26 protein-coding genes are annotated in these 25,693 nt (G+C 72.4%); 14 read left to right on the top strand and 12 right to left on the bottom strand.

Translation table 11 applies throughout. The features are described from left to right. The first annotated feature begins 171 nt into the window (after nt 1-171). The 8 genes from OG802_RS22065 (at nt 172) to OG802_RS22100 (ending at nt 8,442) form a co-directional block, all read left to right on the top strand. Complete coding sequence (locus OG802_RS22065) at nt 172-1,224, top strand: BMP family lipoprotein (RefSeq protein ID WP_329412956.1); 1,053 nt, start codon at nt 172-174, stop codon at nt 1,222-1,224. 257 nt (nt 1,225-1,481) lie between these two features. Further along, complete coding sequence (locus tag OG802_RS22070; protein WP_443055451.1) at nt 1,482-3,167, top strand: ABC transporter ATP-binding protein; 1,686 nt, start codon at nt 1,482-1,484, stop codon at nt 3,165-3,167. Then, on the top strand, nt 3,164-4,285 hold the full coding sequence (locus tag OG802_RS22075; protein WP_329412957.1) for an ABC transporter permease: 1,122 nt from the start codon (nt 3,164-3,166) through the stop codon (nt 4,283-4,285). The genes OG802_RS22070 and OG802_RS22075 overlap by 4 nt, the downstream gene beginning before the upstream one ends. Next, complete coding sequence (locus OG802_RS22080) at nt 4,285-5,544, top strand: ABC transporter permease (RefSeq protein WP_329412959.1); 1,260 nt, start codon at nt 4,285-4,287, stop codon at nt 5,542-5,544. The genes OG802_RS22075 and OG802_RS22080 overlap by 1 nt, the downstream gene beginning before the upstream one ends. Continuing rightward, nucleotides 5,541-5,942: a cytidine deaminase gene (locus OG802_RS22085; protein ID WP_329412960.1), complete on the top strand. Its 402-nt coding sequence runs from the start codon at nt 5,541-5,543 to the stop codon at nt 5,940-5,942. Before OG802_RS22080 ends, OG802_RS22085 begins: the two co-directional genes overlap by 4 nt. 85 nt (nt 5,943-6,027) lie before the next feature. Beyond that, nucleotides 6,028-7,311: a thymidine phosphorylase gene (locus OG802_RS22090; protein ID WP_329412961.1), complete on the top strand. Its 1,284-nt coding sequence runs from the start codon at nt 6,028-6,030 to the stop codon at nt 7,309-7,311. A 129-nt stretch (nt 7,312-7,440) separates the two neighbouring features. Further along, nucleotides 7,441-8,034 (top strand): Uma2 family endonuclease, encoded by a 594-nt coding sequence (locus tag OG802_RS22095; protein WP_329412962.1) that lies wholly within the window; start codon nt 7,441-7,443, stop codon nt 8,032-8,034. A 54-nt stretch (nt 8,035-8,088) separates the two neighbouring features. Next, a complete protein-coding gene (locus OG802_RS22100; protein ID WP_329412964.1) occupies nt 8,089-8,442 on the top strand; it encodes an STAS domain-containing protein in 354 nt (117 codons plus the stop codon). Here the strand turns inward: OG802_RS22100 and OG802_RS22105 are convergent. After that, nucleotides 8,326-9,342 carry a sigma-70 family RNA polymerase sigma factor gene (locus tag OG802_RS22105; RefSeq protein WP_329417289.1) on the bottom strand — a complete coding sequence of 339 codons (1,017 nt, stop codon included), beginning with the start codon at nt 9,340-9,342 and terminating at the stop codon, nt 8,326-8,328. The two genes, OG802_RS22100 and OG802_RS22105, sit on opposite strands and share 117 nt — an antisense overlap. Nucleotides 9,343-9,510: 168 nt before the next feature. Beyond that, a complete protein-coding gene (locus OG802_RS22110; protein ID WP_329412967.1) occupies nt 9,511-10,839 on the bottom strand; it encodes an MFS transporter in 1,329 nt (442 codons plus the stop codon). Between the two features lie 63 nt (nt 10,840-10,902). Between OG802_RS22110 and OG802_RS22115 the strand changes: the two genes are divergently transcribed. Further along, the gene (locus OG802_RS22115; protein ID WP_329412968.1) at nt 10,903-11,865 is read left to right on the top strand and encodes a LysR family transcriptional regulator; all 963 of its coding nucleotides are present in this window, start codon (nt 10,903-10,905) and stop codon (nt 11,863-11,865) included. A gap of 21 nt (nt 11,866-11,886) precedes the next feature. On the opposite strand, the gene OG802_RS22120 is transcribed toward OG802_RS22115, so the two are convergent. Beyond that, nucleotides 11,887-12,648 carry an alpha/beta hydrolase gene (locus OG802_RS22120; protein ID WP_329412970.1) on the bottom strand — a complete coding sequence of 254 codons (762 nt, stop codon included), beginning with the start codon at nt 12,646-12,648 and terminating at the stop codon, nt 11,887-11,889. Nucleotides 12,649-12,761: 113 nt separating this feature from the next. On the opposite strand from OG802_RS22120, the gene OG802_RS22125 reads away from it, so the two are divergent. Together OG802_RS22125 and OG802_RS22130 are read left to right on the top strand one after the other, a co-directional pair. Further along, complete coding sequence (locus OG802_RS22125) at nt 12,762-13,925, top strand: adenosine deaminase (RefSeq protein WP_329412972.1); 1,164 nt, start codon at nt 12,762-12,764, stop codon at nt 13,923-13,925. Between the two features lie 139 nt (nt 13,926-14,064). After that, a complete protein-coding gene (locus tag OG802_RS22130) occupies nt 14,065-14,418 on the top strand; it encodes an ATP-binding protein (RefSeq protein ID WP_329412974.1) in 354 nt (117 codons plus the stop codon). Between the two features lie 87 nt (nt 14,419-14,505). Here the strand turns inward: OG802_RS22130 and OG802_RS22135 are convergent, their stop codons facing one another. From OG802_RS22135 to afsQ1, 5 genes are all read right to left on the bottom strand, one after another. Next, complete coding sequence (locus OG802_RS22135; RefSeq protein ID WP_020131001.1) at nt 14,506-14,709, bottom strand: PspC domain-containing protein; 204 nt, start codon at nt 14,707-14,709, stop codon at nt 14,506-14,508. Nucleotides 14,710-14,802: 93 nt separating this feature from the next. Then, complete coding sequence (locus tag OG802_RS22140) at nt 14,803-15,354, bottom strand: VanZ family protein (protein WP_329412977.1); 552 nt, start codon at nt 15,352-15,354, stop codon at nt 14,803-14,805. A gap of 226 nt (nt 15,355-15,580) precedes the next feature. Next, complete coding sequence (locus tag OG802_RS22145) at nt 15,581-16,216, bottom strand: hypothetical protein (RefSeq protein ID WP_443055295.1); 636 nt, start codon at nt 16,214-16,216, stop codon at nt 15,581-15,583. Further along, a complete protein-coding gene (locus tag OG802_RS22150) occupies nt 16,213-17,802 on the bottom strand; it encodes a HAMP domain-containing sensor histidine kinase (protein ID WP_329412979.1) in 1,590 nt (529 codons plus the stop codon). The genes OG802_RS22145 and OG802_RS22150 overlap by 4 nt, the downstream gene beginning before the upstream one ends. Further along, nucleotides 17,799-18,476, bottom strand: coding sequence for a two-component system response regulator AfsQ1 (afsQ1, locus tag OG802_RS22155; protein WP_057584528.1), 678 nt, complete (start codon nt 18,474-18,476; stop codon nt 17,799-17,801). Before afsQ1 ends, OG802_RS22150 begins: the two co-directional genes overlap by 4 nt. 537 nt (nt 18,477-19,013) lie before the next feature. On the opposite strand from afsQ1, the gene OG802_RS22160 reads away from it, so the two are divergent. Next, a complete protein-coding gene (locus tag OG802_RS22160; protein WP_329412983.1) occupies nt 19,014-19,757 on the top strand; it encodes a SigE family RNA polymerase sigma factor in 744 nt (247 codons plus the stop codon). Between the two features lie 232 nt (nt 19,758-19,989). On the opposite strand, the gene OG802_RS22165 is transcribed toward OG802_RS22160, so the two are convergent. Then, nucleotides 19,990-20,697 carry a uridine kinase gene (locus OG802_RS22165; protein WP_329412985.1) on the bottom strand — a complete coding sequence of 236 codons (708 nt, stop codon included), beginning with the start codon at nt 20,695-20,697 and terminating at the stop codon, nt 19,990-19,992. Nucleotides 20,698-20,755: 58 nt separating this feature from the next. Here OG802_RS22165 and OG802_RS22170 point away from each other — a divergent pair, with 58 nt between their 5' ends. After that, nucleotides 20,756-21,163 (top strand): hypothetical protein, encoded by a 408-nt coding sequence (locus tag OG802_RS22170; RefSeq protein WP_329412987.1) that lies wholly within the window; start codon nt 20,756-20,758, stop codon nt 21,161-21,163. A 128-nt stretch (nt 21,164-21,291) separates the two neighbouring features. On the opposite strand, the gene OG802_RS22175 is transcribed toward OG802_RS22170, so the two are convergent. From OG802_RS22175 to deoC, 3 genes are read right to left on the bottom strand one after another with little or no spacing between them, the layout of a single operon-like run. Next, entirely contained in the window at nt 21,292-22,179 is an 888-nt protein-coding gene (locus tag OG802_RS22175) for an aldehyde dehydrogenase family protein (protein ID WP_329412989.1), read from the bottom strand. Next, nucleotides 22,172-23,608 (bottom strand): aldehyde dehydrogenase family protein, encoded by a 1,437-nt coding sequence (locus tag OG802_RS22180; protein WP_329417293.1) that lies wholly within the window; start codon nt 23,606-23,608, stop codon nt 22,172-22,174. Before OG802_RS22180 ends, OG802_RS22175 begins: the two co-directional genes overlap by 8 nt. A 33-nt stretch (nt 23,609-23,641) precedes the next feature. After that, a complete protein-coding gene (deoC, locus tag OG802_RS22185; protein ID WP_329417295.1) occupies nt 23,642-24,601 on the bottom strand; it encodes a deoxyribose-phosphate aldolase in 960 nt (319 codons plus the stop codon). 123 nt (nt 24,602-24,724) lie between these two features. Between deoC and OG802_RS22190 the strand changes: the two genes are divergently transcribed. After that, nucleotides 24,725-25,429 carry a PH domain-containing protein gene (locus OG802_RS22190; RefSeq protein WP_329412992.1) on the top strand — a complete coding sequence of 235 codons (705 nt, stop codon included), beginning with the start codon at nt 24,725-24,727 and terminating at the stop codon, nt 25,427-25,429. Nucleotides 25,430-25,693 lie beyond the last annotated feature (264 nt).

A 25,693-nucleotide genomic window follows, 5' to 3' on the forward strand; every position in this document is an offset into this window, starting at 1 on the left:
ACGCCCCTTGCCTCCCGCAAGGGGCGTTCCGCTGTCCGTAACCTGGGCTCCATCTGTGGCCACAGCTCGGTAACGGACCGGACAGAAGGGTTTTTCCGTCTGGTCTACGCGCGTTACGCTGCGGCGGAACCAGCGCCTGGTTTGGGCGCTTGCACAAAGGAGTCAAGTTCCATGCGCCGGGTGTCCCGAATCGCGGCTGCGGGTGTAGCCACCGCAGCTCTCGCCGTGACCGTTTCCGCTTGTGGAAGCTCGTCCACGTCGTCGTCCTCGTCCAACAGCAGTGACAAGAACCTGGGCCTCGCGCTCGCGTACGACGTCGGCGGCAAGGGCGACCAGTCCTTCAACGACGCCGCCACGGCCGGCCTGGAGAAGGCCGACAAGGAGTTCGGCTACAAGTCCTCCGCCGTCGAGCCGCAGGACGGCGAGTCCGACGCGGACAAGGTGCAGCGCCTGGAGAGCCTTGCCAAGCAGGGCTACAACCCGGTGATCGGCGTCGGCTTCGCCTACGCTCCGGCCGTCAAGACGGTCGCCGCCAAGTACCCGAAGACCACCTTCGGCATCGTCGACGACGAGCAGATCAAGGCCGACAACGTCGCCGACCTGGTCTTCCACGAGGAGCAGGCCTCCTACCTCGCCGGCGTCGCCGCCGCCAAGGCCACCAAGACCAACACCGTCGGCTTCGTCGGCGGCGTGGACGTCCCCCTGATCCACAAGTTCGAGGCCGGCTTCAAGCAGGGCGTCGAGGACACCAAGAAGGGCGTCAAGGTCAAGTCGCAGTACCTGACCGAGACCGCCGCCGAGGGCGGCTTCTCCAGCCCCGACAAGGGCGAGAGCGCCGCCGAGGGCCAGATCGACGCGGGCGCGGACGTCGTCTACGCCGCCGCGGGTCTGTCCGGCCAGGGCGTCATCAAGGCCGCGAACGCCCACAAGGTCTGGGCCATCGGCGTCGACTCCGACCAGTACAAGCAGGACGCGCTGAAGGCCTACAAGGCGTCGATCCTGACGTCGGCCATGAAGAACGTCGAGGGCGCGGTCTACACGCTGGCCAAGTCCGTGCACGACGGCAAGCCGGCCACCGGCGTCGTCCGCGGCAGCCTCGAGAACGGCGGCGTGAGCGTGTCGAACTCGAACCCGGCCTTCGCGGGCAACGCCGACATCCAGGCCGCGATCAAGAAGGCCGAAGAGGGCATCAAGAGCGGCGCCATCACGGTGAAGACCTCCTGACCCCACGGTGCTGACCCGGTCAGAACCCTTGGCCGGGGACCCGCTGCAATGACAGCGTTACGGCCACGGAACGGGGCGCGGAGAGAATGTCTCCTCGCGCCCCGTTCGCGCGGCAGAATGCTCGGAACCGGTCGGACCCGATCGAGACGGCCCACCAAACGGACGTCAAGATCATCAAAGGCCGATCAGATCCGGGCACTACTTAAAGCAGGGGCGCTACGCGCGTAGAGCGGCCCCTTTCCCAAGGAGAGTGCGCCATCGACGCGTCCAGCAGCCCTCCGCTCACCGCACAGTCGACGATCGCGGTTGAGCTGGCGGGGATCACCAAGCGCTTCCCCGGTGTCGTCGCCAACCACGACATCCACCTCGCCGTCCGCAAGGGCACCGTGCACGCCCTCGTCGGCGAGAACGGCGCCGGCAAGTCGACGCTGATGAAGATCCTCTACGGCATGCAGAAGCCGGACGAGGGCACCATCGCGGTCGACGGCGAGCAGGTGACGTTCGCCAGCCCCGCCGACGCCATCGTGCGCGGCATCGGCATGGTCCACCAGCACTTCATGCTGGCCGACAACCTGACCGTGCTGGAGAACGTGGTGCTCGGCAGCGAGAAGCTGTACGGCATCGGCGGCAACGCCCGCAGGAAGATCAGGGAGATCTCCGACCGCTACGGACTCGGCGTACGCCCCGACGCGCTCGTCGAGGACCTCGGCGTCGCCGACCGCCAGCGCGTGGAGATCCTCAAGGTCCTCTTCCGCGGCGCCCGCACCCTCATCCTCGACGAGCCGACCGCCGTCCTCGTGCCGCAGGAGGTCGACGCGCTCTTCGACAACCTGCGCGAGCTGAAGTCCGAGGGCCTGTCCGTCATCTTCATCTCCCACAAGCTGGGCGAGGTCCTCTCCGTCGCCGACGAGATCACCGTCATCCGGCGCGGCACCACCGTCGGCACCGCAGTCCCGGCCGAGACGACCCCGCGTCAGCTCGCCGAGATGATGGTCGGAAGCGAGCTGCCCACCCCGCAGACCTCCGAGTCCACGGTCACCGACAAGCCCGTCGTCCAGGTCGCCGACCTCACCGTCTACGCCACCGGCGGCGCCTCCCTCGGCGCCGAATCCGAGCCCTCCGGCGGAGTCAGCGGCATGATCTCGCCCGAGGTCGCCGTCGGCGGCGAGGTCAAGAAGGCGCTCGACGGCGTCAGCTTCACCATCCACGCCGGCGAGGTCATGGGCATCGCCGGCGTCGAGGGCAACGGCCAGACCGAGCTGATCGACGCGCTGATCGGCACCAAGAACGCCGACTCCGGGACCATCGCCTTCCTCGGCGAGGACATCACCCCCTGGCCCACCCGCAGGCGCCGCGAGTCCGGCGTCGGCTACATCCCCGAGGACCGCCACCGCCAGGGCCTGCTGCTGGAGGCCCCCCTCTGGGAGAACCGCATCCTCGGCCACGTCACCGAGGCCCCCAACGCCAAGGGCTTCTGGCTCAACCCCAAGGGCGCCCAGGCCGACACCCGCCGGATCGTCGAGGAGTACGACGTCCGCACCCCCGGCATCGACGTCACCGCCGCCTCGCTCTCCGGCGGCAACCAGCAGAAGCTGATCGTCGGCCGCGAGATGAGCCACAACCCGAAGTTCCTGATCGCCGCCCACCCCACCCGCGGTGTGGACGTCGGCGCACAGGCCCAGATCTGGGACCGCATCCGCGAGGCCCGCCGCGAAGGCCTGGCCGTGCTCCTGATCTCCGCCGACCTGGACGAGCTGATCGGCCTGTCGGACACCCTGCGCGTGATCTACAACGGCAGGCTGGTCGCGGACGCCGACCCGGCCACCGTCACCCCCGAGGAGCTCGGCTCCGCCATGACCGGCGCCGCGACCGGTCACCTGGAACACGCCGACGACGCGGAAACCACCGAGGAAGCTGCCGGTCCGGAGGACGAGGCCCGATGAAGAAGTTCGACAAGGAGCGAGTGCTCCTCGCGGTGGCCGGCCCGGTCATCGCGATCGTCGCGGCGATCCTGCTGACCTCGGTCGTGCTGATCGCCTCGGGCAAGAGCCCGATCGAGCCCTACACGCTCATGCTGGAGCAGGCCGGCTACTCCGACGTCCAGGTCCTGATCGTCAACCAGGCCTCGATGTACTACATCGCCGCCCTGTCGGTCGCCATCGGCTTCCGGATGAACCTGTTCAACATCGGCGTCGACGGCCAGTACCGCCTCGCCGCCATGATGACCGCCGTGGTCGGCGCGAACATCGCCCTGCCGTCCGCCCTCCAGATCCCGCTGCTGCTCCTGGTCGGCGTGCTCACCGGCGCGTTCTGGGCCGGCATCGCGGGCGTCCTGAAGGTCACCCGCGGCGTCAGCGAGGTCGTCGCGACGATCATGCTGAACGCGATCGCCACCAGCGTCATCGGCTACCTCACCCTCGACGACATCTGGGGCGTGCAGGTCGGCAACAACAACACCACCGGCGTCATGAAGGACTCCGGCTGGGTGCCCGGCATCAACCTGGGCGCGGACGTCGGCGAGATCTACGGCCTGGTCTTCCTCGCCATCGCCCTCGGCATCGTCTACTGGGTCGTCCTCAACCGCACCCGCTTCGGCTTCGACCTGCGCGCCACCGGCGAGTCCGAGACGGCCGCCGCGGCCTCCGGCGTCGACGCCAAGAGGATGGTCCTCACCGCCATGCTGATCTCCGGCGGCATCGCGGGCCTGTCCGGCCTGCCCCTGCTGCTCGGCGACGCCCACACCTACAGCCTGAGCTTCCCCACGGGCCTCGGCTTCACCGGCATCACCATCGCGCTGCTCGGCCGCAACAACCCGGTCGGCATCGCCTTCGCCGCGCTGCTCATCGCCTTCCTCGACAAGGCCTCTCCCGCCCTCGACTACGCGACCCCGGTCGCGTACGAGAAGGAGATCGCCACGATCATGCAGGGCCTCATCGTCTTCGCGGTCGTCATCTCGTACGAGGCCGTACGCCAGTGGGGCCTGCGCCGCCAGCAGAAGCGCGTCGGCGCCGAGCTGGCCGCGGCCGCCGCCCAGAACACCAAGAAGGAGGTGGCGGCCTGATGTCCACGACCACCGTCGCCAAGCAGCAGGCGAAGAAGCCCGCCAAGGGCCGCCGCATGTCGCTCCCGGTCCTCCTGCTGGTCATCGCGGGCGTCCTGGTGCTGACCTCCGTCGTCCGCCTCATCACGGGCGCGGACGGCATCACCTCCACCGGCCAGATGTCCACGGCGCTGCGCCTCGCCGTCCCGATCGGCCTCGCCGGCCTCGGCGGCCTGTGGGCCGAGCGCGCGGGCGTCGTCAACATCGGCCTCGAAGGCATGATGATCCTCGGCACCTGGTTCGGCGCCTGGGCGGGCTACCAGTGGGGCCCGTGGACGGGCGTCGCCTTCGGCATCATCGGCGGCGCGCTCGGCGCCGTCCTGCACGCCATCGCGACCGTCACGTTCAACGTGAACCACATCGTCTCCGGTGTGGCCATCAACATCCTGGCCCTGGGCACCACCCGCTACCTGTCGAAGTTCACCTTCGAAGGCGTCCCGCAGGGCTCCTCCAAGCAGTCCCCGCCGATCGACTCGCTGGGCACCTTCGACATCCCCGGCCTGTCGGGCTGGCTGAACACGCTCAACGAGAAGCACTGGTTCCTGATCTCGGACGTCGCCGGCCTGGTCGGCGGTCTGATCACCAACCTGTCGCCGCTGACGGTCGTCGCCGTCGCCCTCGTCCCCGCCACCTGGTGGGTGCTGTGGCGCACCGCGTTCGGCCTGCGCCTGCGGTCCTGCGGCGAGAACCCGGTGGCCGCCGAGTCCCTCGGCGTCAACGTGTACAAGTACAAGTACATCGCCGTGATCATCTCGGGCGGCTTCGCCGGCCTCGGCGGCGCGTTCCTGTCGATCGTGGCGTCCAACGTGTACCTGGACGGCCAGACGGCCGGCCGCGGTTACATCGGTCTCGCCGCGATGATCTTCGGCAACTGGATGCCGGGCGGCCTGGCCCTCGGCGCGGGCCTGTTCGGCTACACCGACAGCCTCAACCTGCGCGGCGGCACGACCAACGTGCACGCGCTGATCCTGCTGCTCGCGATCCTGCTGGTGTTCGGCGCGGCCTACCTGGCGTGGAAGAAGAAGTACGTCCCCGCCGTCGTCACCGCGCTCGTCTCGGCGCTGATGTTCGTCTGGTACGTCGGCACCGACGAGGTCCCGCGCCAGGTCGTCACGGCCGCGCCGTACGTCGTCACCCTGCTGGTGCTCTCGCTGTCCGCGCAGTCCCTGCGGATGCCCAAGGCGGACGGCATGCCGTACCGGAAGGGCCAGGGCAAGTGACCCCGCGCCCCGACGTCGACTGGGCGGCGCTGCGCGAGCTGGCCCGCGAGGCCATGACCCACGCGTACGCCCCCTACTCGGGCTACCCGGTCGGCGTCGCCGCCCTGGTCGACGACGGCCGCACGGTCTCCGGCTGCAACGTCGAGAACGCCTCCTACGGCATCGGCCTGTGCGCCGAGTGCGGGCTCGTCTCGGAGTTGCAGCGGACCGGCGGCGGACGGCTGACGCACTTCACCTGCGTCGACGGCCGGGGCGAGATCCTCGTCCCGTGCGGCCGCTGCCGGCAGCTGCTGCACGAGTTCGGCGGCCCCGGCCTGCTCCTGGAGACCCCGGCGGGCATCCTGCCCCTGTCCGAGATGCTGCCCCAGGCCTTCGGCCCGGACCATCTCACCAAGTGATTCCCGTACGGCCCCTCCGAGTCGCCCCGGCGGCTCGCCGCGAGGGGCCGTACGGCTTCTGGAACCCTCGGAAGGAAGCCAAGCCATGGCCATGGACGCCATCTCCGTCATCCGCACCAAGCGGGACCGCGGCGAGCTCAGCGACGCACAGATCGACTGGGTCATCGACGCGTACACCCGCGGGGAGGTCGCCGACGAGCAGATGTCCGCGCTCGCGATGGCCATCCTCCTCAACGGCATGAACCGCCGTGAGATCGCCCGCTGGACCGCCGCGATGATCGCCTCCGGCGAGCGCATGGAGTTCTCCTCCCTGTCCCGCCCCACGGCCGACAAGCACTCCACCGGCGGCGTCGGCGACAAGATCACCCTCCCGCTGGCCCCCCTGGTGGCGGCCTGCGGCGCGGCCGTCCCGCAGCTCTCCGGCCGCGGCCTCGGCCACACCGGCGGCACGCTGGACAAGCTGGAGTCGATCCCCGGCTGGCGCGCGCTGCTCTCCAACGAGGAGATGCTGTCGGTGCTGGACGGCACCGGCGCGGTGATCTGCGCGGCGGGCGACGGCCTGGCCCCGGCCGACAAGAAGCTGTACGCCCTGCGCGACGTCACCGGCACCGTGGAGGCGATCCCGCTGATCGCCTCGTCGATCATGTCGAAGAAGATCGCCGAGGGCACGGGCTCGCTGGTCCTGGACGTGAAGGTCGGCACCGGCGCCTTCATGAAGACCATCGAGGACGCCCGTGAGCTGGCCTCCACGATGGTCGGCCTCGGCACCGACCACGGCGTGAAGACCGTCGCGCTGCTGACCGACATGTCCACCCCCCTCGGACTGACCGCGGGCAACGCCCTGGAGGTCCGCGAGTCGGTCGAGGTCCTGGCCGGCGGCGGCCCCGCGGACGTCGTGGAGCTGACGGTCGCGCTGGCCCGCGAGATGCTCGACGCGGCCGGCGTCAAGGACGCCGACCCGGCGAAGGCGCTGGCCGACGGCTCGGCCATGGACGTGTGGCGCCGCATGATCGCGGCCCAGGGCGGCGACCCGGACGCGCCGCTGCCCACCTCGAGGGAACAGCACGTGATCAAGGCCCCGGCCACGGGCGTCCTGACCCGCCTCGACGCCTACGACATCGGCGTCGCCGCCTGGCGTCTCGGCGCGGGCCGCGCCCGCAAGGAGGACCCGGTGCAGGCGGGCGCCGGCGTCGAGCTGCACGCCAGGCCCGGCGACACGGTCACGGCCGGCCAGCCGCTGCTCACCCTGCACACCGACACCCCGGAGCGCTTCGACTACGCCCTCCAGGCCGTCGAGGGCGCGTACGACGTCGAGGCCCCCGGGACGGCCTTCACCGCGTCCCCGGTCGTGCTGGAGCGCATCGCCTGACCTGGCCTGACCTGGCCCGCGGCACCGGCCGCCGGGTCACGGCCCTCTTTCGGGTGAACGGGATCGGTGGACCGCCGCCGGTCCCGTTCGGCATGCTGGACTCGGTGACGCACCGACAAGGAGACCGCCATGAGCGCACTCACGGTCGACCACTCCACGGCCGAAAGCCACGAGTGGGACGGCCTCGTCCGGATCTGGCAGGAGACGGACGCGCCCGAGGGCTGCAAGGTGGAGATCATCGAGGGGATCGTCACCGTGGCACCACCACCGTCCAACGCCCACAACGACATCGCGGACCAAGTGCAGCGAGAGCTGTACCAGGTCATCCCGCGGGAGTGGGGCATCTACCAGACGTTGGGCACGGCAGTGCCGTCACGTGAGGGGCTCTACATCCCGGACATCGCGGTGGCGCCCAAGGAGGTCCTGCGAGCGGAGGACGGCAACTGCATTCCCGCGTCCGCGGCCGAGCTGGTCGTCGAGATCACATCCAAGACCAACGCGAGCAACGACCGCATCAAGAAGGCTGCCGGCTATGCCCAAGCCGGTGTCCCGCTGTACCTCCTCATCGACGGTTGGGCACCGGGCGGACCGACCGTCACCCTGTACGGGGAGCCTCACGGGGACGTCTACCGCGTCCTGTGGGCAGGCAAGTTCGGTAACACCGTAGAGCTGCCCGAGCCGTTCGGGGTGAAGCTGGACACCGGCGAGTTCCCCGCCGAGTAGGCCGGTCTTCGGGCCCCGCCGATGAGTTGAGGCGTCGCGCACGGTCTACCGATCGTGGAAGCGACGACACCCCCCGTGCTCACCCTGACCGGACCGGTCGCCCGAGAACAGGCGACCGGGCTGGGCGACGCCGTGTTCGCGCTGCTCGCCGGAGAGGAGACCGGGGTCGTCGTCTGCGACGTCGTCGGCATCGGACCGCCCGGGCTGGCCGCCGTCGACCTGCTGGCGCGGCTCCAGCTGGCCGCCCGGCGGGCCGGCGGACGGATACGGCTGCGCGGCCCGGACCCCGCGCTACGCGCCCTGCTCGACCTCGTCGGACTCCCCGTCGAGGTGGAGGGGGAGGCCGAAGAGGGGGAACCAGCGCTGGGTGTCGAGGTAGAAGTGGAACCCGGTGAGCCGGCCCTCTGAGATCTCCAGGACCTGGATCGCCCAGGGGGTGTGGCCGCCCTTCTCCGGGTCGGGCTTGTACTGGGCGAAGCCGGGCAGGCCGTTGACCTGGACCGGCAGCAGCCGCGAGCCCTCGCAGGCGGAGCCGAACGTGGTCATGAAGCCCGCGATGTCGTCATGGCCGGTCAGCCACAGGTCGAACGGCGGCATCGTCATGACCGCGTCCTCGTGCAGCAGGGCCGTCAGCGCCGTCATGTCGTAGCCCTCGAAGGCCGCCACATAGCGTTCGAGGAGCTTCTGCTGCTCCTCGTCCAGCGGGTCCGACACCGCCGCGTCCGCGCCGGAGGCCTTCTGCTCGGCGAGCGTCGCCCGCGCCCGCTGCAACGCGCTGTTGACCGAGGCGACCGAGGTGTCGAGCAGTTCGGCGACCTCGCTCGCCCGCCACGCCAGCACCTCCCGCAGGATCAGCACGACCCGCTGCTTGGGCGGGAGCTGCTGCAACGCGGCCATGAACGCCAGCCGCACCGACTCCTTGGCGATCGCCGCCTCGGCCGGGTCCTCCACCGTGGGCAGCACGCGCGCGTCGGGCATGGGTTCCAGCCAGGTGTTGTCGGGGCGCGGGGAGAGCGCGGCCCGGGCGAGCGGGGTGGAGTCGGTGAGGTCCATCGGGCGGGCCCGCTTGTTGCCGGCCGTCAGCATGTCCAGGCAGACGTTGGTGGCGATCCGGTACAGCCACGAGCGCAGACTGGAGCGGCCCTCGAACTTGTCGTAGCTGCGCCAGGCGCGCACCAGGGTGTCCTGCACCGCGTCCTCCGCCTCGAAGGACGAGCCGAGCATGCGGTAGCAGTACCCGGTCAGCTCGGTCCGGTGCTTCTCCAGTGCGACGTCGAGTTCTGTCGTCGTCGCCGTGCCGTTGCCCATCGTCCACCCCTGCCGCTCGGCCGCCACCCCGGTGGCCGTCCCGTCACGCGTCTGCGCGCCCAGCACTCCGGAAGCTACCGCAGCCCACTGACAATGGCCTGCCGAGTTGATGAAAGCGCAGGTGGGAAGGGGGCTGTGAGCCGTGCTCCGGCGGGGCTGCGCGGGACGTCAGCGAGCGAGGGCGGGCACGCCCCGCCGGGCGGCGACCCGCGCCGCGCGGGTCCCGAGGGCGGTGATCGCCACGACGCCGAGCACCGCCACGACGCCCACGCCGACCGTGCCGGACCAGCCGCCCGCGTGGAAGGCCGTCGCGCCCGCCGTGGAGCCGACGCTGGAGCCGACGTAGTAGGAGGACTGGTAGAGGGCGGAGGCCTGCGCCCGGCCGGTGGTCGCCGTCCGGCCGACCGCCGAGGACGCCACCGCGTGCCCCGCGAAGAAGCCCGCCGTGATCAGGACCAGGCCCAGCAGGACCGGCGCGAGCGAGTCGGCCAGCGACAGCAGCAGCCCCGCGGCCGTGGTGCCGCCCGCCAGGTACAGCGCGCCCCGGCGGCCGAGCCGGCCGACCAGGCGGCCCGCGGTCGACGCCGACACGGTGCCCACCAGGTACACCAGGAAGATGGAGCCGACGATGCCCTGCGGCAGGGAGAACGGCGCCTCCGTCAGCCGGTAGCCGATGACGGTGTACACGCCGCCGAAGACCGTCATGAACAGCGCGCCGATCGCGTACAGCCGGCGCAGCAGCGGGTCGGCCAGGTGGCCCCGGACGGTACGGGCCAGCACGCGGGGGGCCAGGGAGCCCGCCCTGAAGTGCCGCGGCTCGGGCAGCAGCAGCCGGAAGGCGATCGCGCAGACCACCGCCAGCACGCCGATCACGCCGACCGCGATCCGCCAGCCCCACTCCTGCGCGACCCAGCCGGTGACGACCCGGCCGCTCATCCCGCCGACGCTGTTGCCCGCCACGAACAGGCCGATGGCGGTGACCAGCGACTTGGGCCGGACCTCCTCGGCGAGATAGGCGGTCGCCGAGGCCGGGAGCCCGGCCAGCGCGGCGCCCTGGACCGCCCGCAGCACGACCAGCGAGCCCAGGGTGGGGGCGAAGGGGACCAGCACGCCGACCGCGACCGCGACCGCCAGCGAGGCCGTCATCACCGTGCGGCGGCCGTAGCGCTCCGACAGGGCGCTCATCGGCAGCACGAACAGGGCCAGTCCGCCGGTCGCCGCCGCCACGGTCCAGCTCGCCCGGCCCGCCGGCACCCCGAAGTCGTCGGAGATCAGCGGCAGCAGCGCCTGCGTGGAGTACAGCAGGGCGAACGTCGCGACACCGGCGAGGAAGAGGGCGAAGCTCATCCGCCGGTAGCCGGGGCCGCCGGGCGTCATGCGGGAGTCGGCGGGGGCGGGACGGCAGTCGTCGGCGGACGAGGCGACGACGCGCGAGGCGGCGGGAACGGGCGGGGCGGCGCCCACGATCGTGGACGCCCCGGTACTGGCGGGAGACATGCCTCGAAGCTACGTACGCCCCCGCTCATCCGTCCAATGCACGGAATCGTCATAATCGTTCCCATGGCGCATCAGCAGAGGTCAGGGGCTCGGCTGTCACCGTCCGGTGACACAGAAGACACGACGGACATGTCCAGGCTGCTGGCCCCGCGGCTCGCGTACTTCGCCGGGGTCGCCCGCACCGAGCACGTCACCCGGGCCGCCCTGGAGATGAACGTCCCCCAGTCGACGCTCTCGCGGGCCATGGTCCGCCTCGAACAGGACCTGGGGGTCGACCTGTTCGCCCGCCGGGGCCGCACGGTCTCCCTCACCCCGGCGGGACGCACCTTCCTCGCCTCCGTGGAGCGGGCCCTCGCCGAGGTCGAGCGGGCCGCCGAGGAGGTGCGGGCGGACGCCGACCCGGCCACCGGCAAGGTCGCGTTCGGCTTCCTGCACACGATGGGCGCGGAAACCGTCCCCGGCCTGATCCACGCCTTCCGCGCGGACCATCCGCGGGTGCGCTTCAGCCTCGTCCAGAACTACGGCGAGGCGATGCTGGAGCGGCTGCGGGCGGGCGAGCTGGACCTCTGCCTGACCTCCCCGGTCCCGGACGCCCCCGACCTGGTCGCCCGCCGCCTCGACGAGCAGAAGCTGCGCCTGGTCGTGCCGGCCGACCACCGTCTCGCCGCCCGCCGCAGGGTCCGCCTCGCCGAGGCCGCCGAGGAGACCTTCGTGACCCTGGAGCCCGGCTACGGCCTGCGCCGCATCACCGACGACCTGTGCAAGGAGGCCGGGTTCCGTCCCCGGATCGCCTTCGAGGGAGAGGAGGCCGAGACGTTGCGGGGGCTGGTGGCCGCCGGCCTGGGGGTGGCGCTGCTGCCGCCGCCCGCGGTGGCCCGCCCGGGGGTCGTGGAACTGACGGTGACCGCGCCGCGCGCCGCCCGCGAGATCGGCGTCGCCTGGCTGGACGGGCATCCGGACACACCGCCGGTCGCGGCGTTCAAGAGGTTCCTGCTGTCGAGGAGGGGCAACCTGCTGCCGGACTGAACGCGGTGCGCGGCGCGCCGGTCACCGGCGCAGCGACCTGCCGAACCCGGCCGCCAGCGGCATCCGCAGGCCCAGCGGCGGCGGAGCCGCCAGCGCGTCCACCACCGGCCGGGACAGCGGCCGCCCGAACAGGGTGCCCATGACGAAGTCCTGGGCCAGGGCGTGGACTTCGCTGCGGTACTGGTGCAACCGGTGGCCGTCGGCGTGGACTTCGAACCGGCACACGTCCCGGTTGGCCTTCTTCGCCCGCGCCGCGAGCCGGAACGACAGCTCCGGGTCGCGGCGCCCGTCGTTCGTGCCGTGCACGATCAGCACCCGGCGTTCCGCCAGCTGCTTCACCGGCTCGGCGGGCGCGTCCGAGTCCTCCGCCGGCAGCCACGGCGCGATCGCCAGCACGGAGCCGACGGCCTCGTGGCCGCCCGCGCGCAACGCCGCCCGCCCGCCCATGCCGACGCCGGCCAGGCACACCGGGACGTCCCCGTAGCGCCGGACCACCTCGTCGGCGGCCCGGACGGCGTCGGCCGCCGGGTGCGCCTCGGCGCCGTTCCAGCCGCGGTGGCGGTAGTGCACGGCGTGGACGGCCAGGCCCTCCTCGCGCCCGGCCCGCGCCAGCCGGCGCCCGAGTCCGCGGACGGAGGCCGCGGCCCACAGGGGGGACGGTCTGCGGTGGGAGGCCTCCTCGCCGTCCGGGAGCAGCAGCACCGCCGCGCTCACCGCCGTCGGCTCCGGGCCGAGCGCCCGCCCCAGCCGGACCGTCCGAACCGGCGCCACTTCCTGTCCCATGACAGAACAGTGTCAGAAAGGCCGGTGTACTCCACCCGTCCGTGCGGTCACCGTTACATATCGGCGCAGTTGTACAACGCGCCGTCTACGCGCGTAGGAGTTAGAGTGCGCCAATGACGAGCCAGAGCATCCAGTCGGGCACCGCCCCCGGCCCGGACCAGATCCGGCGGGCACCCAAGGTTCTGCTGCACGACCACCTCGACGGCGGGCTGCGCCCCGGCACGGTCGTCGACCTCGCCCGGGACGGCGGGTACTCCCAGCTCCCCGAGACCGACGCGGACAAGCTCGGCGTCTGGTTCCGGGAGGCCGCCGACTCGGGCTCCCTGGAACGGTACCTGGAGACGTTCTCGCACACCGTCGGCGTCATGCAGACCCGCGCGGCTCTCGTGCGGGTCGCCCGCGAGTGCGCCGAGGACCTCGCCGAGGACGGCGTCGTCTACGCCGAGGTGCGCTACGCGCCCGAGCAGCACCTCGACGGCGGGCTGAGCCTCGAGGAGGTCGTCGAGGCCGTCAACGAGGGCTTCCGCGAAGGCGAGCGGACCGCCCGTGACAACGGCCACCGCATCCGGGTCGGCGCGCTGCTCACCGCCATGCGGCACGCGGCCCGCTCCCTGGAGATCGCCGAACTCGCCAACCGCTACCGGGACCAGGGCGTCGTCGGCTTCGACATCGCCGGCGCCGAGGCCGGCTTCCCGCCCACCCGGCACCTCGACGCCTTCGAGTACCTCAAGCGCGAGAACAACCACTTCACCATCCACGCCGGCGAGGCGTTCGGGCTGCCGTCCATCTGGCAGGCCCTGCAGTGGTGCGGCGCCGACCGGCTCGGACACGGGGTGCGCATCATCGACGACATCGAGGTCGCCGCCGACGGCGCGGTGAAGCTCGGCCGGCTCGCCTCCTACGTCCGCGACAAGCGCATCCCGCTGGAGCTGTGCCCCAGTTCCAACCTCCAGACCGGGGCCGCCGCCTCCTACGGCGAGCACCCCATCGGTCTGCTGCGCCGCCTGCACTTCCGGGCCACGGTGAACACCGACAACCGCCTGATGTCCGGCACCAGCATGAGCCGGGAATTCGAGCACCTGGTCGACGCGTTCGGCTACACGCTCGACGATCTGCAGTGGTTCTCCGTCAATGCTATGAAGTCAGCATTCATTCCTTTCGATGAACGCCTGGCCATGATCAATGACGTGATCAAGCCCGGATATGCCGAGCTGAAGTCCGAATGGCTGTTCCAGCAGACCGCCTCCACCAGCGGTTCCCTGAAAGCGGACGGCTGATTCCCGGGTTTTACCCGGTACGGAATGCGGGCGGGTGTTCACCATCCGTCCGCATTTCGATGTTTGCCGCGGACCCCTCCGCGTGTTTACGGTCGAGAACCGCTCAGTTCCCCGTATCCCATTCGAGGACGCATTCATCATGAAGCAGTCTGCTGCCAAGACCCTCGGCGTCGCCGCTCTCGGCGCCGCCTTCGCCGCCGTCGGTGCGGGCGCCGCGAACGCCGCCCCCGCGGTCCCGGACGCCACCCAGGCCCTGGACGGCGTCACCAGGACGCTGCCGGCGGAGAACGTGGCCCAGGCGCTGCCCGGCGCCGGGCAGGCGCTGACGCAGGCCCAGCCGGCGCTGGCCGCGGGCCTGACCGCCGCCCAGCCGGTCGCCGAGAAGGTGCTCTCCCAGGGCCCCACCGCGCCCGTCGCCGGCCTGCTCGGCGGACTGCCGTTGCAGGGCCTGCCCACGCACGGCCTGCCGGTCAACGGCATCCCGCTGGGCTGAGCGGCTCCGCCCCGCACGCACGCGAGCGCCGTCGGGGCGCACCCGGTCGTCCCGGGTGCGCCCCGACGGCGTCTCGGCCCACGGCCGTCACCAGGCGGTGCGGGCCGCCTTGTCCTCCGAGGGAAGCAGCACCCACAGAGCTATGTAGAGCAGGAACTGCGGGCCCGGCAGCAGGCAGGAGAGCACGAAGATCACGCGCATCGTGGTCGCGGAGGTGCCGAAGCGCCGGGCCAGCGCGGCGCACACTCCGCCGATCATGCGGCCGTTGGTGGGGCGGGCGAGGCTGGACATCGCGGCTCCTTCGTGAGCGTCCGTCCGAGGCGGCCCCTGCGGCTGCCCCGTCTGACATCGACGTTACGGTGACGAAGGGGACGAAGCGTCGCTCTACGGTGCGATGCCGACCCTGGGAATCCTCGGGGTCAGACCCTGAGCCGCGTCCTCCTGGCGGACCGGCACGGACGGCCGGTGCCCGGCACTGCGGCGCAGCCGCGCGCGCACCGCGGGCACCACCGCGACATGCGCCAGCGCCACGCCCACGGTGTTCAGCAGCATCGAGTCCACGTCCACGACCTGGCCGGGCACCCCGGTCTGCAGCAGCTCGATGCCCAGCGACAGCAGCGCGCCCGCCGTGACCGTGCGGACCAGGGAGGCGAACGGCGAGACCCGGACCCTGCCGCCCGCCAGCGGCAGCAGGACGCCCAGCGGGGCCAGCAGCCCCAGCCCCGCGCCGATCCGCCGCGCCGCCTCGGGCCAGCCCAGCCGCAGATCGGCGCGGATCCCGTCGAAGGGATGCAGATTGGCCGGGAGCACCCAGGGGACGTCCAGCGGGCGCAGCGTCACCCAGGCGACGTACACGAGGTGGGCGGCCAGGAGGACGATCCCGGTCGCGCGGATGCGGATGGCGGCGCTGCCGCCGATGGAGCCTTGACGCTGCACGCCCCCCAAGACGCGCCCCCCGGCACGATCGGTTCCGGCCCGCCCCGCACCGTCCGCCCGCACCCCCGGCCCCGCCGCGCACGGGCGGACGGTGACCTGCGACGACGACGGCCCCGGACCCCCGCATGAGGCGTCCGCCACACCCACCGTCCCCAGCCCGCCGCTCCGGGCGGACGGGCGGACGGGCGGGCAGCGGGGCGACCGGACAGCTGGGCGGCCGGGCGGTTCAGCCCTCGTTGGTTACCGGCGTCGACGGGGGCTCGGCGTGTCCGGGGCGGGAGCGGACCTCGTCGGTGCAGGCATAGCGGCGCACCGGGGCCGAGCCGGGGCCGCCCAGGACCACCGAGCCGTCCCCCTCGGCGGCCGCCGAGTCGGAGAACGTGCACACCAGCTGGGCGAGCGCGTACGACGTGAGGTTCCCGGGCGGGGTGCTCAGCCGCAGCGTGTCGTCCGGGTCGCGGGGGCCCGGTCCGCGCACCGTCATCCCGCCGCGCACGTCCGTCGTGTACCCGGCCTCCTTCTCGGCCGCCGACGGCGACTCGGCCAGCTCGTCCAGCAGGCCCTGCGCGACCAGCGCCCGCCGCGCGGAGTCCGCCGCGCCGTCCGGCACCCGCAGGGACCGGTCCACGGCCACCAGCGACGAACCGCACAGCAGGAACGCCCGCACCGGCACGCCCGCACGCGCGGACTGCGTCGTGACGTCCGGCTCGGCGAGCGAACAGCGCACCCGGGAGGGCGCGGGCCCGAAGTCCGTCGGCACCTCGGTGGCGCGGATGCCGCAGCCGGCGAGCACGGCGGCCGCCAGGCCGGCCAGCGCGGGCGCGGCGAACCGCCGTCGTACGGCCGCACGGCTCGTGGTCACGTCACGTCCCCCTTGTCCGGCACGGTCCGCACGTCCCGCTCGCCGCCGTCCTCGACCTCGTGTTCCGCGCTCCCGGAGACGCCCCGGGGCAGCCGCAGCGTGAACACCGCGCCGCCCTCCGGGGAGTTGGCGGCCGTGATCTCGCCGCCGTGGATGTGCGCGTTCTCCAGCGCGATGGACAGGCCGAGCCCGCTGCCCTCGGAGCGCGGCCGGGAGGCGCTCGCCTTGTAGAACCGGTCGAAGACGTGCGGCAGCACGTCCTCGGGGATGCCCGGCCCGTGGTCGCGCACCGAGATCACGACCGAGTCGTCCGCCGCCGACACCGACACCCGCACCGGCGAACCGCCGTGCTTGAGCGCGTTGCCGATGAGGTTGGCCAGGATGACGTCCAGACGGCGCGGGTCGAGCTGGGCGTGGATGCCCCGCTCCGCGTCCAGGTCGACGGCGTCCAGCCAGGCCCGCGCGTCGATGCATGCGGTGATCTGGTCGGCGACGTCGACGTCGTCCAGGACCAGCCGGGCCGTCCCCGCGTCGAAGCGGGTGACCTCCATCAGGTTCTCGACGAGGTTGTTCAGCCGCCGCGTCTCGCTGACCACCAGCCGCACCGCCGGCTCGATCATCGGGTCGATGCTGCCCGACTCCGCGTCCAGCTCCTCCTCCAGCACCTCCGCGACGGTGGTGATGGCGGTGAGCGGCGTGCGCAGCTCGTGCGACATGTCGGCGACGAACCGGCGCGAGGCCTCGTCACGGGCGGCCATGTCGTCGACCCGCTTCTCCAGCGCCTCGGCGGTGCGGTTGAACGTCCGCGACAGATCGGCCAGTTCGTCCGTCCCGGAGACCCGCAGCCGGGTGTCCAGCCGGCCCTCCCCGAGCCGGCGCGCCGCGACGCCCAGCCGGTGCACCGGCTTCAGGACGGTCGTGGCGGCGGCCTGCGCGAGCAGCGCGGCCCCCACCAGCGCCAGGGCGGTGGCGATCCCCAGCGACCACGCCAGCGAGTTGAGGTCCTTGGCCTCCGGCTCCAGCGACTTGCGCATGTACCCGGTCGGCCCGCCGCCGATGACCTTCGTCCCGGCCACCAGGTACGGCGTCCCGTGGACCACGACCCGCTGCCAGTACAGGTGGTACGGGGACTTGTCGCCGCCACCGGCGTCCTGCTGCCGGTTGACCGCCGTGCGCAGCGAGCCGGGCACGTCCTCCAGCGAGAAGCCGTTCAGGCCGCCCGAGTTGCCGTAGACGGTCTGGCCTGCGCTGTCCGCCGCCACCAGCAGCACGCTGAACCGCTGACTGCTGGTGGCCATCTGGCCGGCGGTGTGCTGCAGTTCGTCCTGCGAGGGATGCTCCGGCAGCGAACCGGCCCGGTTCTGCATCTCCTGCTCGAAGTCCCGCAGCACCGCGCCCTGGGTGCGGGTGAGCACGGCCTCGCGGTTGAGCCAGTAGGCGATGCCGGACGCGGACACGGCGGCGGTCAGCGCCACCGCGCCGAACACCACGACGAGCCGCAGCCGCAGGCTCGTCAGACGCAGCCGTGACACCTTTCCCCTGCGCGCCGCCGACCAGCCGCGCAGCCCCCCTTGCGCCCGGGTCACTGAGGGGCGTCCAGGCGGTAGCCGACGCCGCGCACGGTACGGATCAGGACGGGGGACGACGGGACGTCCTCCACCTTGGCCCGCAGCCGCTGGACACAGGCGTCCACCAGCCGCGAGTCGCCCAGGTAGTCGTGCTCCCACACCAGCCGCAGCAACTGCTGCCGGGACAGCGCCTGTCCGGGCCGCCGGCTCAGCTCCAGCAGCAGCCGCAGCTCGGTCGGGGTGAGCTGGAGGTCCTCGCCGTTCTTCGTCACCGTCATCGCCGCACGGTCGATGACGAGGCTGCCGAAGGTCGCCGCGTCGCTCGACTCGCGCTCGCCGCGGCGCAGCACGGCCCGGATCCGGGCATCCAGCACCCGGCCCTGGATGGGCTTGACGACGTAGTCGTCGGCGCCGGACTCCAGCCCGACGACCACGTCGATGTCGTCGCTGCGCGCGGTGAGCAGAATGATCGGCAACTGGTCGGTGCGCCGGATGCGACGGCACACCTCGAAACCGTCGATGCCGGGCAGCATCACGTCCAGCACGATCAGATCAGGCCGTTGCTCGCGCAGGAGCTTCAGACCGTCCTCACCGCTCGCAGCGGTCGCCACCCGGTGTCCCTGGCGCGTCAGTGAGAGCTCCAGGGCCGTACGGATGGCGTCGTCGTCCTCGATCAGCAACAGGGAAGGCACGGGCTCATTCTGGCCCATGAGGGGGCTGTCGTTCGACCTGTGGGTCAGGGCACGTCCGGGCGCGGGCGCCAGAGCGGGGTGGTCGTGGCGGCGCGCGCGGCGTGCGGCGGGCCGACGGCGCCCCGCGACCGCCCTCGCCCGGCCGGCCCGTCCACCCGGCCCGCACCCCCCGGACCTGCGGTTACGTGCCGCCCGGACCGTTTCCGGGGGGCGTGCGGCGCCCCGCGTGCCCGGCCGGACCGCACGGAACGGGCCCTCCGGCCGCCCGGCGCGCACCCCGCCCGGACCGGCCGGGAACATGAGGACGAGGCCGCCGCCGGCGTCGAACACCCCCGGCCGTCGTACCGCGCACGGCTGTGGACGACCTGTGCCCGCGGCGTGACGGACCCCTGTGACAGGTCTGTGACAGTCGGCGGACACGGCGATGAAGTGGCCCGTGCAGTCTTTTCGTCACGAGGCCGGGCGACGCCGAACAGCACAGCGGAGCCGGGCCGCGCGAGAGACCGAACACCGTAAGTCCACGACGGGGGGCGCGAGATGAACACGCTGCACGGTATGAGCACCAACGCAGTCGCGGTCGTCACGCGTCTGCACGACGTGAACCGGGGTTCCGAGAAGTCCGGCGCGGTGACCGCTCGGGGGTGCGGTCGTGGCGCCGGACGTCAGCACACCGCCTTCATGACGGTGGTCGACGCGGGGGAGCAGGCGGCTCACGGGGGAGCCGCGTACGGGGAGGACACGGGGGAGCGTCCCTCGCTGACCGAGGCGGAGTTCACCGCCTACGTCCAGGAGCGCCGCGCCTCCCTGTACGCCACCGCCTACCACCTCACCGGCGACCGCTTCGAGGCCGAGGACCTGCTCCAGAGCGCCCTGTTCTCGACGTACCGGGCATGGGAGCGGATCAGCGACAAGGCCGCGGTCGGCGGCTACCTCCGCCGGACCATGACCAACCTGCACATCAGCGCGTGGCGCCGCCGCAAGCTGAACGAGTACCCGACCGAGGAGCTGCCGGAGACGGCGGGCGACACGGACGCGATGCGCGGCACCGAGCTGCGCGCGGTCCTGTGGCAGGCGCTGGCGCGGCTGCCCGAACTCCAGCGGACGATGCTGGTCCTGCGCTACTACGAGGGCCGCACCGACCCGGAGATCGCACAGATCCTCGGCATCAGTGTCGGCACGGTGAAGTCCAGCATCTGGCGCTCGCTGCGCCGGCTGCGCGAGGACGAGGTCCTCAGCTTCGGCCGTGACGAGGAGGACGCCTTCGGGGAGCTTGTCGCCTGAGGGTGAACGGGGAAGGGCCGGCTCCGCCCGACGGGGCCGGTGAACGGGGGAAGCACGGGGGAGCGGTACCGGGGGGACCCGACGGGGGACGTCGAGGGGAGCGGTACCGCGCAAGCACGGGGGAAGCACCACCCGGGGGGACACGGGGGAGCAAGGGGAAGCACGGGGGAACGAGAGGGAGCGGGACCGGAGGGCCGGGGGGTCCGTCCGGTCCCGCTTCTTCGTGTGCGCTTCAGACAGCCGTGCGCGCCGTCGGGGCGCGGCCGTCCGACGCCGCGGCGGCCAGCCGGGCCAGCGCCTCGTCGCGGTCGCAGGCGTACGCGCCCAGCGCGGTCTGGCGGGCCACGATGGAGCGTTCGGCGCGCATCAGGCGCCAGCCGCGGCGCAGCAGGAAGGGCACCGACTTGCGGCCCTCCTTCAGATCCCGCAGGAAGCGGCGCCGGAACGTCTTCACCGGGCCGCGGCTCAGGCACAGCGCGTCGGCCAGGACGCCCAGCTCCCGGCAGCGGTTGACGATCTCGGCGGCGAAGATGCCCTCCGCGATGAACGCCGGCGGCCGCCCGATCCCGATCTCCTCCTCGCCCGTGCGGGCGCTGAGCGAGATGTCGTAGACGGGAACGTTCGTGCGGCCCGTGCCGCACAGTTCCACGATCGCGGCGACGGCCGCGTCCGCGTCCCACGACCGCGGGTGGTCCCAGTCGATGTCGGAACTCCCCGCGACGAGCGGCAGCGTCGGGTCGTCCCCCTCCTTGTAGAAGTCGTCGAGCCGCAGCACAGGGAGGCCGCAGCGGGCGGCGAGCAGGGACTTGCCGGAGCCGGAAGGGCCGCAGAGCAGCACGACTCGCGTGGGTATGGGCGGAGGGGAGGTCACGGGACACCAGTGTGGGGCATCCCCCGGCCCGTCAACGACCCCGCGGGTCGGCTTTGATGCGCGCGTCACACCTCAACTACCCTTCGTGTCGACCGGATCACCTTGCGCAGCAGAAGGCGGCATCACGATGGCCCGACACGACTCCCCCCAGACCCCCACCGGCCGGCGCGCCCTCGCCGCCCTCGCGACCGCCGGAGTGGCGCTGGGCGCGGGCGCCGGCACCGCCGCCGCGGCGGCCGGCGAGCCCGTCGTCGACGTGGTGCGCACGAGCCCCACCTCGATCGGCCGGATCGACCCGCAGGCCGGACTCCAGGGCGCGCTGGGCTCCCTGTCGTACGTCACCGGCACGGTCGCCGGCCTCAAGCCCAACCCGCTCGCGGGCACCGGCGTCGACCCCCTCGACAACGGCGTCGGCACCCAGCTCGCCGACTTCCGGCCGCTGACGTCCCAGATGCTGACCGCTCCGGTGGCGCAGGCCCGGTCGATCGGCTCGATCCCGGTCGTCGGGGACGTCACGAAGGTGCTCGGCGGCTGACCGCGCCGTACGGCACGGTCCACGGCGCACGGACGGAAGCCGCGCCGCCCCCGGACGGAGGGGCGGCGCGGCTTCCGCGTTCACGGGGCGCCCGGAGCAATGCCGGGGAGCGCCGGGGAGCGCCCGGACTAGTAGGACGAGCCGGACGCGCCCAGGGAGCCCGTCGGGTGCCAGACCGTCTTCGTCTCCAGGAAGGACGTCAGGCGGTCGGTGCCCGGCGTCGCCGACCAGTCGTCCACAGGCTGTGGACGCAGGACTCGCTTGAGGTTGTCGGCGGCCGCGATCTCCAGCTCCTTCGCCAGCGCCTCGTCGGCGCCCGCGAGATCGATCGCGTTGACGTCCTGGTGCGAGGCCAGCGGTGCGGCGATCTCCGCCGTCCGGCCCGACAGGACGTTGACGACGCCGCCGGGGACGTCCGAGGTGGCCAGGACCTCGCCGAGGGAGAGCGCCGGGAGCGGGGCGCGCTCGCTCGCGATCACGACCGCCGTGTTGCCCGTGGCGATCACCGGGGCCAGCACCGACACCAGCCCCAGGAACGACGACTCCTGCGGGGCGAGGACGGCGACGACGCCCGTCGGCTCGGGCGAGGAGAGGTTGAAGTACGGGCCCGCGACCGGGTTCCCGCCGCCCACCACCTGGGCGATCTTGTCGGTCCAGCCCGCGTACCAGACCCAGCGGTCGATCGTCGCCGCCACCTGCTCGGCGGCCTTCGACTTCGACAGGCCCTCGGCGTCGGCCACCTCGTGGACGAACTGGCCCCGGCGGCCCTCCAGCATCTCGGCGACGCGGTAGAGGACCTGGCCCCGGTTGTACGCCGTCGCCCCGGCCCAGCCGCCGAACGCCTTGCGCGCGGCGACGACCGCGTCACGGGCGTCCTTGCGGGAGGACTGCGGCGCGTTGGCCAGCCACTTGCCCTTGGAGTCCGTCACCTCGTACACCCGGCCGCTCTCGGAACGCGGGAACTTCCCGCCGACGTACAGCTTGTAGGTCTTCAGCACGGACAGTCGGTCAGACATCGAGGTACGCCTCCAGGCCGTGGCGGCCGCCCTCGCGGCCGAATCCCGACTCCTTGTAGCCGCCGAACGGCGAGGTGGGGTCGAACTTGTTGAACGTGTTGGACCAGACGACGCCGGCCCGGAGCCTGTTCGCGACGGCGAGGATCCGGGAGCCCTTCTCCGTCCAGATGCCCGCCGACAGCCCGTACGGCGTGTTGTTGGCCTTGGCGACCGCCTCGTCCGGGGTGCGGAAGGTCAGGACCGACAGCACCGGGCCGAAGATCTCGTCCCGGGCGACGGTGTGCGCCTGGGTGACGTTCGTGAACAGCGTCGGCGCGAACCAGTAGCCCGAGGTGGGCAGTTCGCAGGCCGGCGACCAGCGTTCGGCGCCCTCCGCCTCGCCCTGCTCGACGAGGGTGGTGATGCGCGAGAGCTGCTCGGCGGAGTTGATCGCGCCGATGTCGGTGTTCTTGTCGAGCGGGTCGCCGAGGCGCAGCGTCGACAGGCGGCGCTTGAGCGAGTCCAGCAGCTCCTCCTGGATCGACTCCTGGACGAGGAGGCGGCTGCCCGCGCAGCACACCTGGCCCTGGTTGAAGAAGATGCCGCTGACGATGCCCTCGACGGCCTGGTCGATCGGGGCGTCGTCGAAGACGATGTTCGCGCCCTTGCCGCCCAGTTCGAGGGTGAGCTTCTTGCGGCTGCCCGCGACCGTGCGCGCGATCTCCTTGCCGACGGCCGTGGAGCCGGTGAAGGCCACCTTGTTCACGTCGGGGTGCGCCACGAGCGCCGCGCCCGCGTCGCCGTAGCCGGGAAGGATGTTGACGACGCCCTTCGGCAGGCCCGCCTGGCGGCAGACGTCCGCGAAGAACAGGGCGGACAGCGGGGTCGTCTCGGCGGGCTTCAGGACCACCGTGTTGCCGGTGGCGAGCGCCGGGGCGATCTTCCACGCCAGCATCAGCAGCGGGAAGTTCCACGGGATGACCTGGCCCGCGACGCCCAGCGGCCGCGGGTCCGCGCCGAAGCCCGCGTGGCCGAGCTTGTCGGCCCAGCCCGCGTAGTAGAAGAAGTGCGCGGCGACCAGGGGCAGGTCGGCGTCGCGCGTCTCCCTGATCGGCTTGCCGTTGTCCAGCGTCTCCAGGACGGCCAGCTCGCGGGAGCGCTCCTGGATGATGCGGGCGATGCGGAAGAGGTACTTCGCGCGCTCCGCGCCCGGCAGCGCGGACCACTTCTCGAAGGCCCTGCGGGCGGCCAGCACGGCGCGGTCGACGTCCGCCTCGCCCGCCCGGGCGATCTCGGAGAGGACCTCCTCGGTGGACGGCGAGACGGTCTTGAAGACCTGGCCGCCGGCCGCCTCGGTGAACTCGCCGTCGATGAACAGGCCGTACGAGGGGGCGATGTCGACGACCGAGCGGGACTCGGGCGCCGGGGCGTACTCGAAGGCGGAGGTGATTGCGGAAGGCGTGGTGTCCATGTTCATGGGGTCTCAGTCCACCGTCACGTAGTCAGGGCCGGAGTAACGGCCGGTGGCGAGCTTCTGACGCTGCATCAGCAGATCGTTCAGGAGCGAGGAGGCGCCGAAGCGGAACCAGTGGTTGTCGAGCCAGTCCCCGCCCGCGGTCTCGTTGACCAGGACGAGGAACTTGATCGCGTCCTTGCTGGTGCGGATGCCGCCGGCGGGCTTCACGCCGACCTGCACGCCGGTCTGCGCCCGGAAGTCGCGCACGGCCTCCAGCATGAGCAGGGTGTTGGCGGGGGTGGCGTTGACGGCGACCTTGCCGGTGGACGTCTTGATGAAGTCCGCCCCGGCCAGCATGCCGAGCCAGCTCGCCCGCCGGATGTTGTCGTACGTCGACAGCTCGCCCGTCTCGAAGATGACCTTCAGGCGGGCCGCGCCCGAAGCCTCCCGCACGGCGACGATCTCGTCGTACACCTTCATGTACCGGCCGGCGAGGAACGCCCCGCGGTCGATGACCATGTCGATCTCGTCGGCGCCCGCGGCGACCGCGTCCCGCACGTCGGCCAGCTTCACGTCGAGGGCGGCGCGGCCGGCCGGGAACGCGGTGGCGACCGAGGCGACCTTCACGCCGGAACCGGCGACGGCCTCCTTGGCGGCGGCCACCATGTCGGGATAGACGCAGACCGCGGCCGTGCTCGGCGCCGAGCGGTCGGTCGGGTCGGGACGGACCGCCTTCGCGCCGAGCGCCCGGACCTTGCCCGGGGTGTCCGCGCCTTCCAGCGTCGTCAGGTCGACCATCGAGATGGCGAGGTCGATGGCGTACGCCTTCGCGGTCGTCTTGATGGAACGGGTGCCGAGCGCGGCGGCGCGCGCCTCCAGGCCGACCGCGTCGACGCCGGGCAGCCCGTGGAGGAAGCGGCGCAGCGTGCTGTCGGACGAGGTGACGTCCGAGAGGGCGCGGGCCGCGCTGGGTGCATTGGTGGGCATGGTCACCAGACGAGCATATCTACGCGCGTAGCGGGTGTACACCCCCGGAAGTCTTTCGGGTGCCCGGGGCGTGCCGGGGCTCCGCGTACGGGCGGGCGGCGCACGTCGGGCAGAATCGGGCCCATGACGAGCCCGGAAGACCAGTCACCAGCGTCGCGGCCCCCAGGGCCCCCGCAGCCCACGGATCCCGAGATCAGGGACCGCGTGTACCGGTCCTCCGCGGGCATCGCGGGCGGCGTGGTGATGCTCGCCCTCGTCGGCTGGCTCGGCATCGACGCGATCGTCGCGGGTGAGGGACGCACCCCCTGGCTGGCGCTCGCCGCGATGATCCTCCTCGTCCCGCTGATCGTCTCCCTGACCGTGCGGCCCGCCGTGTTCGCGGGTCAGGACAGGCTGCGGGTGCGCAACCCGTTCCGGGTGATCGTGCTGCCCTGGGGCCAGATCGCCACGCTGCGGTCCGGCTACTCCAACGAGGTCCTCACCGTGGCCGGGGCGAAGTTCCAGCTGTGGTCCATCCCCGTCTCGCTGCGGGCCCGCAAGCGGGCCACCCGGCGGCAGTCGCGTGCGGCGGCCGCGCAGGACGGCCGCCCCGCCGGACCGGGCGGGCTCGGCGGCGCGCTCGGGCGCGGTGGCGGTGGCGCGTCGGCGGCGGACGCCGCCGCGCGCGCCGGCGGCGACCGGGCCATGGAGGACCTGCGCGAGCTGTGGGAGGCGCGTGAGAAGGACGAGAGTGCGCAGGGCGAGGTGAGCGTCCGCTGGGCCTGGGAGATCCTCGGCCCGGCCGCCGCGGGAGCCGTCGTCCTGGCGATCCTGGTCGCCACGGGCTGAGCCGCGAGGGTGGCGGGCGGTGGGGGGCGAAGTGGCCGGGCGGCCTGCGGTAGGGGCGGCGGTGGGCGGTGTCCGGTGGGGGCGGCGTTCGGCGGGGCTGGGCTGGGGCTGCGGTGGCGGTGTGGCGGAGGCGCGGGCCCGCGTGACTGACTCCTGACTGTGGGGTGGTTGCCGGGGCCGGGCTGTCGGGCGGGGCCGGTGGGTGAGGCGACGGTGGCTTCGGGGTTGGGCCTTCTCGGGGTCCGGTTTCCGCTCGGGGGGCAG

This window comes from Streptomyces sp. NBC_00704 (assembly GCF_036226605.1).
Classification (GTDB): domain Bacteria; phylum Actinomycetota; class Actinomycetes; order Streptomycetales; family Streptomycetaceae; genus Streptomyces.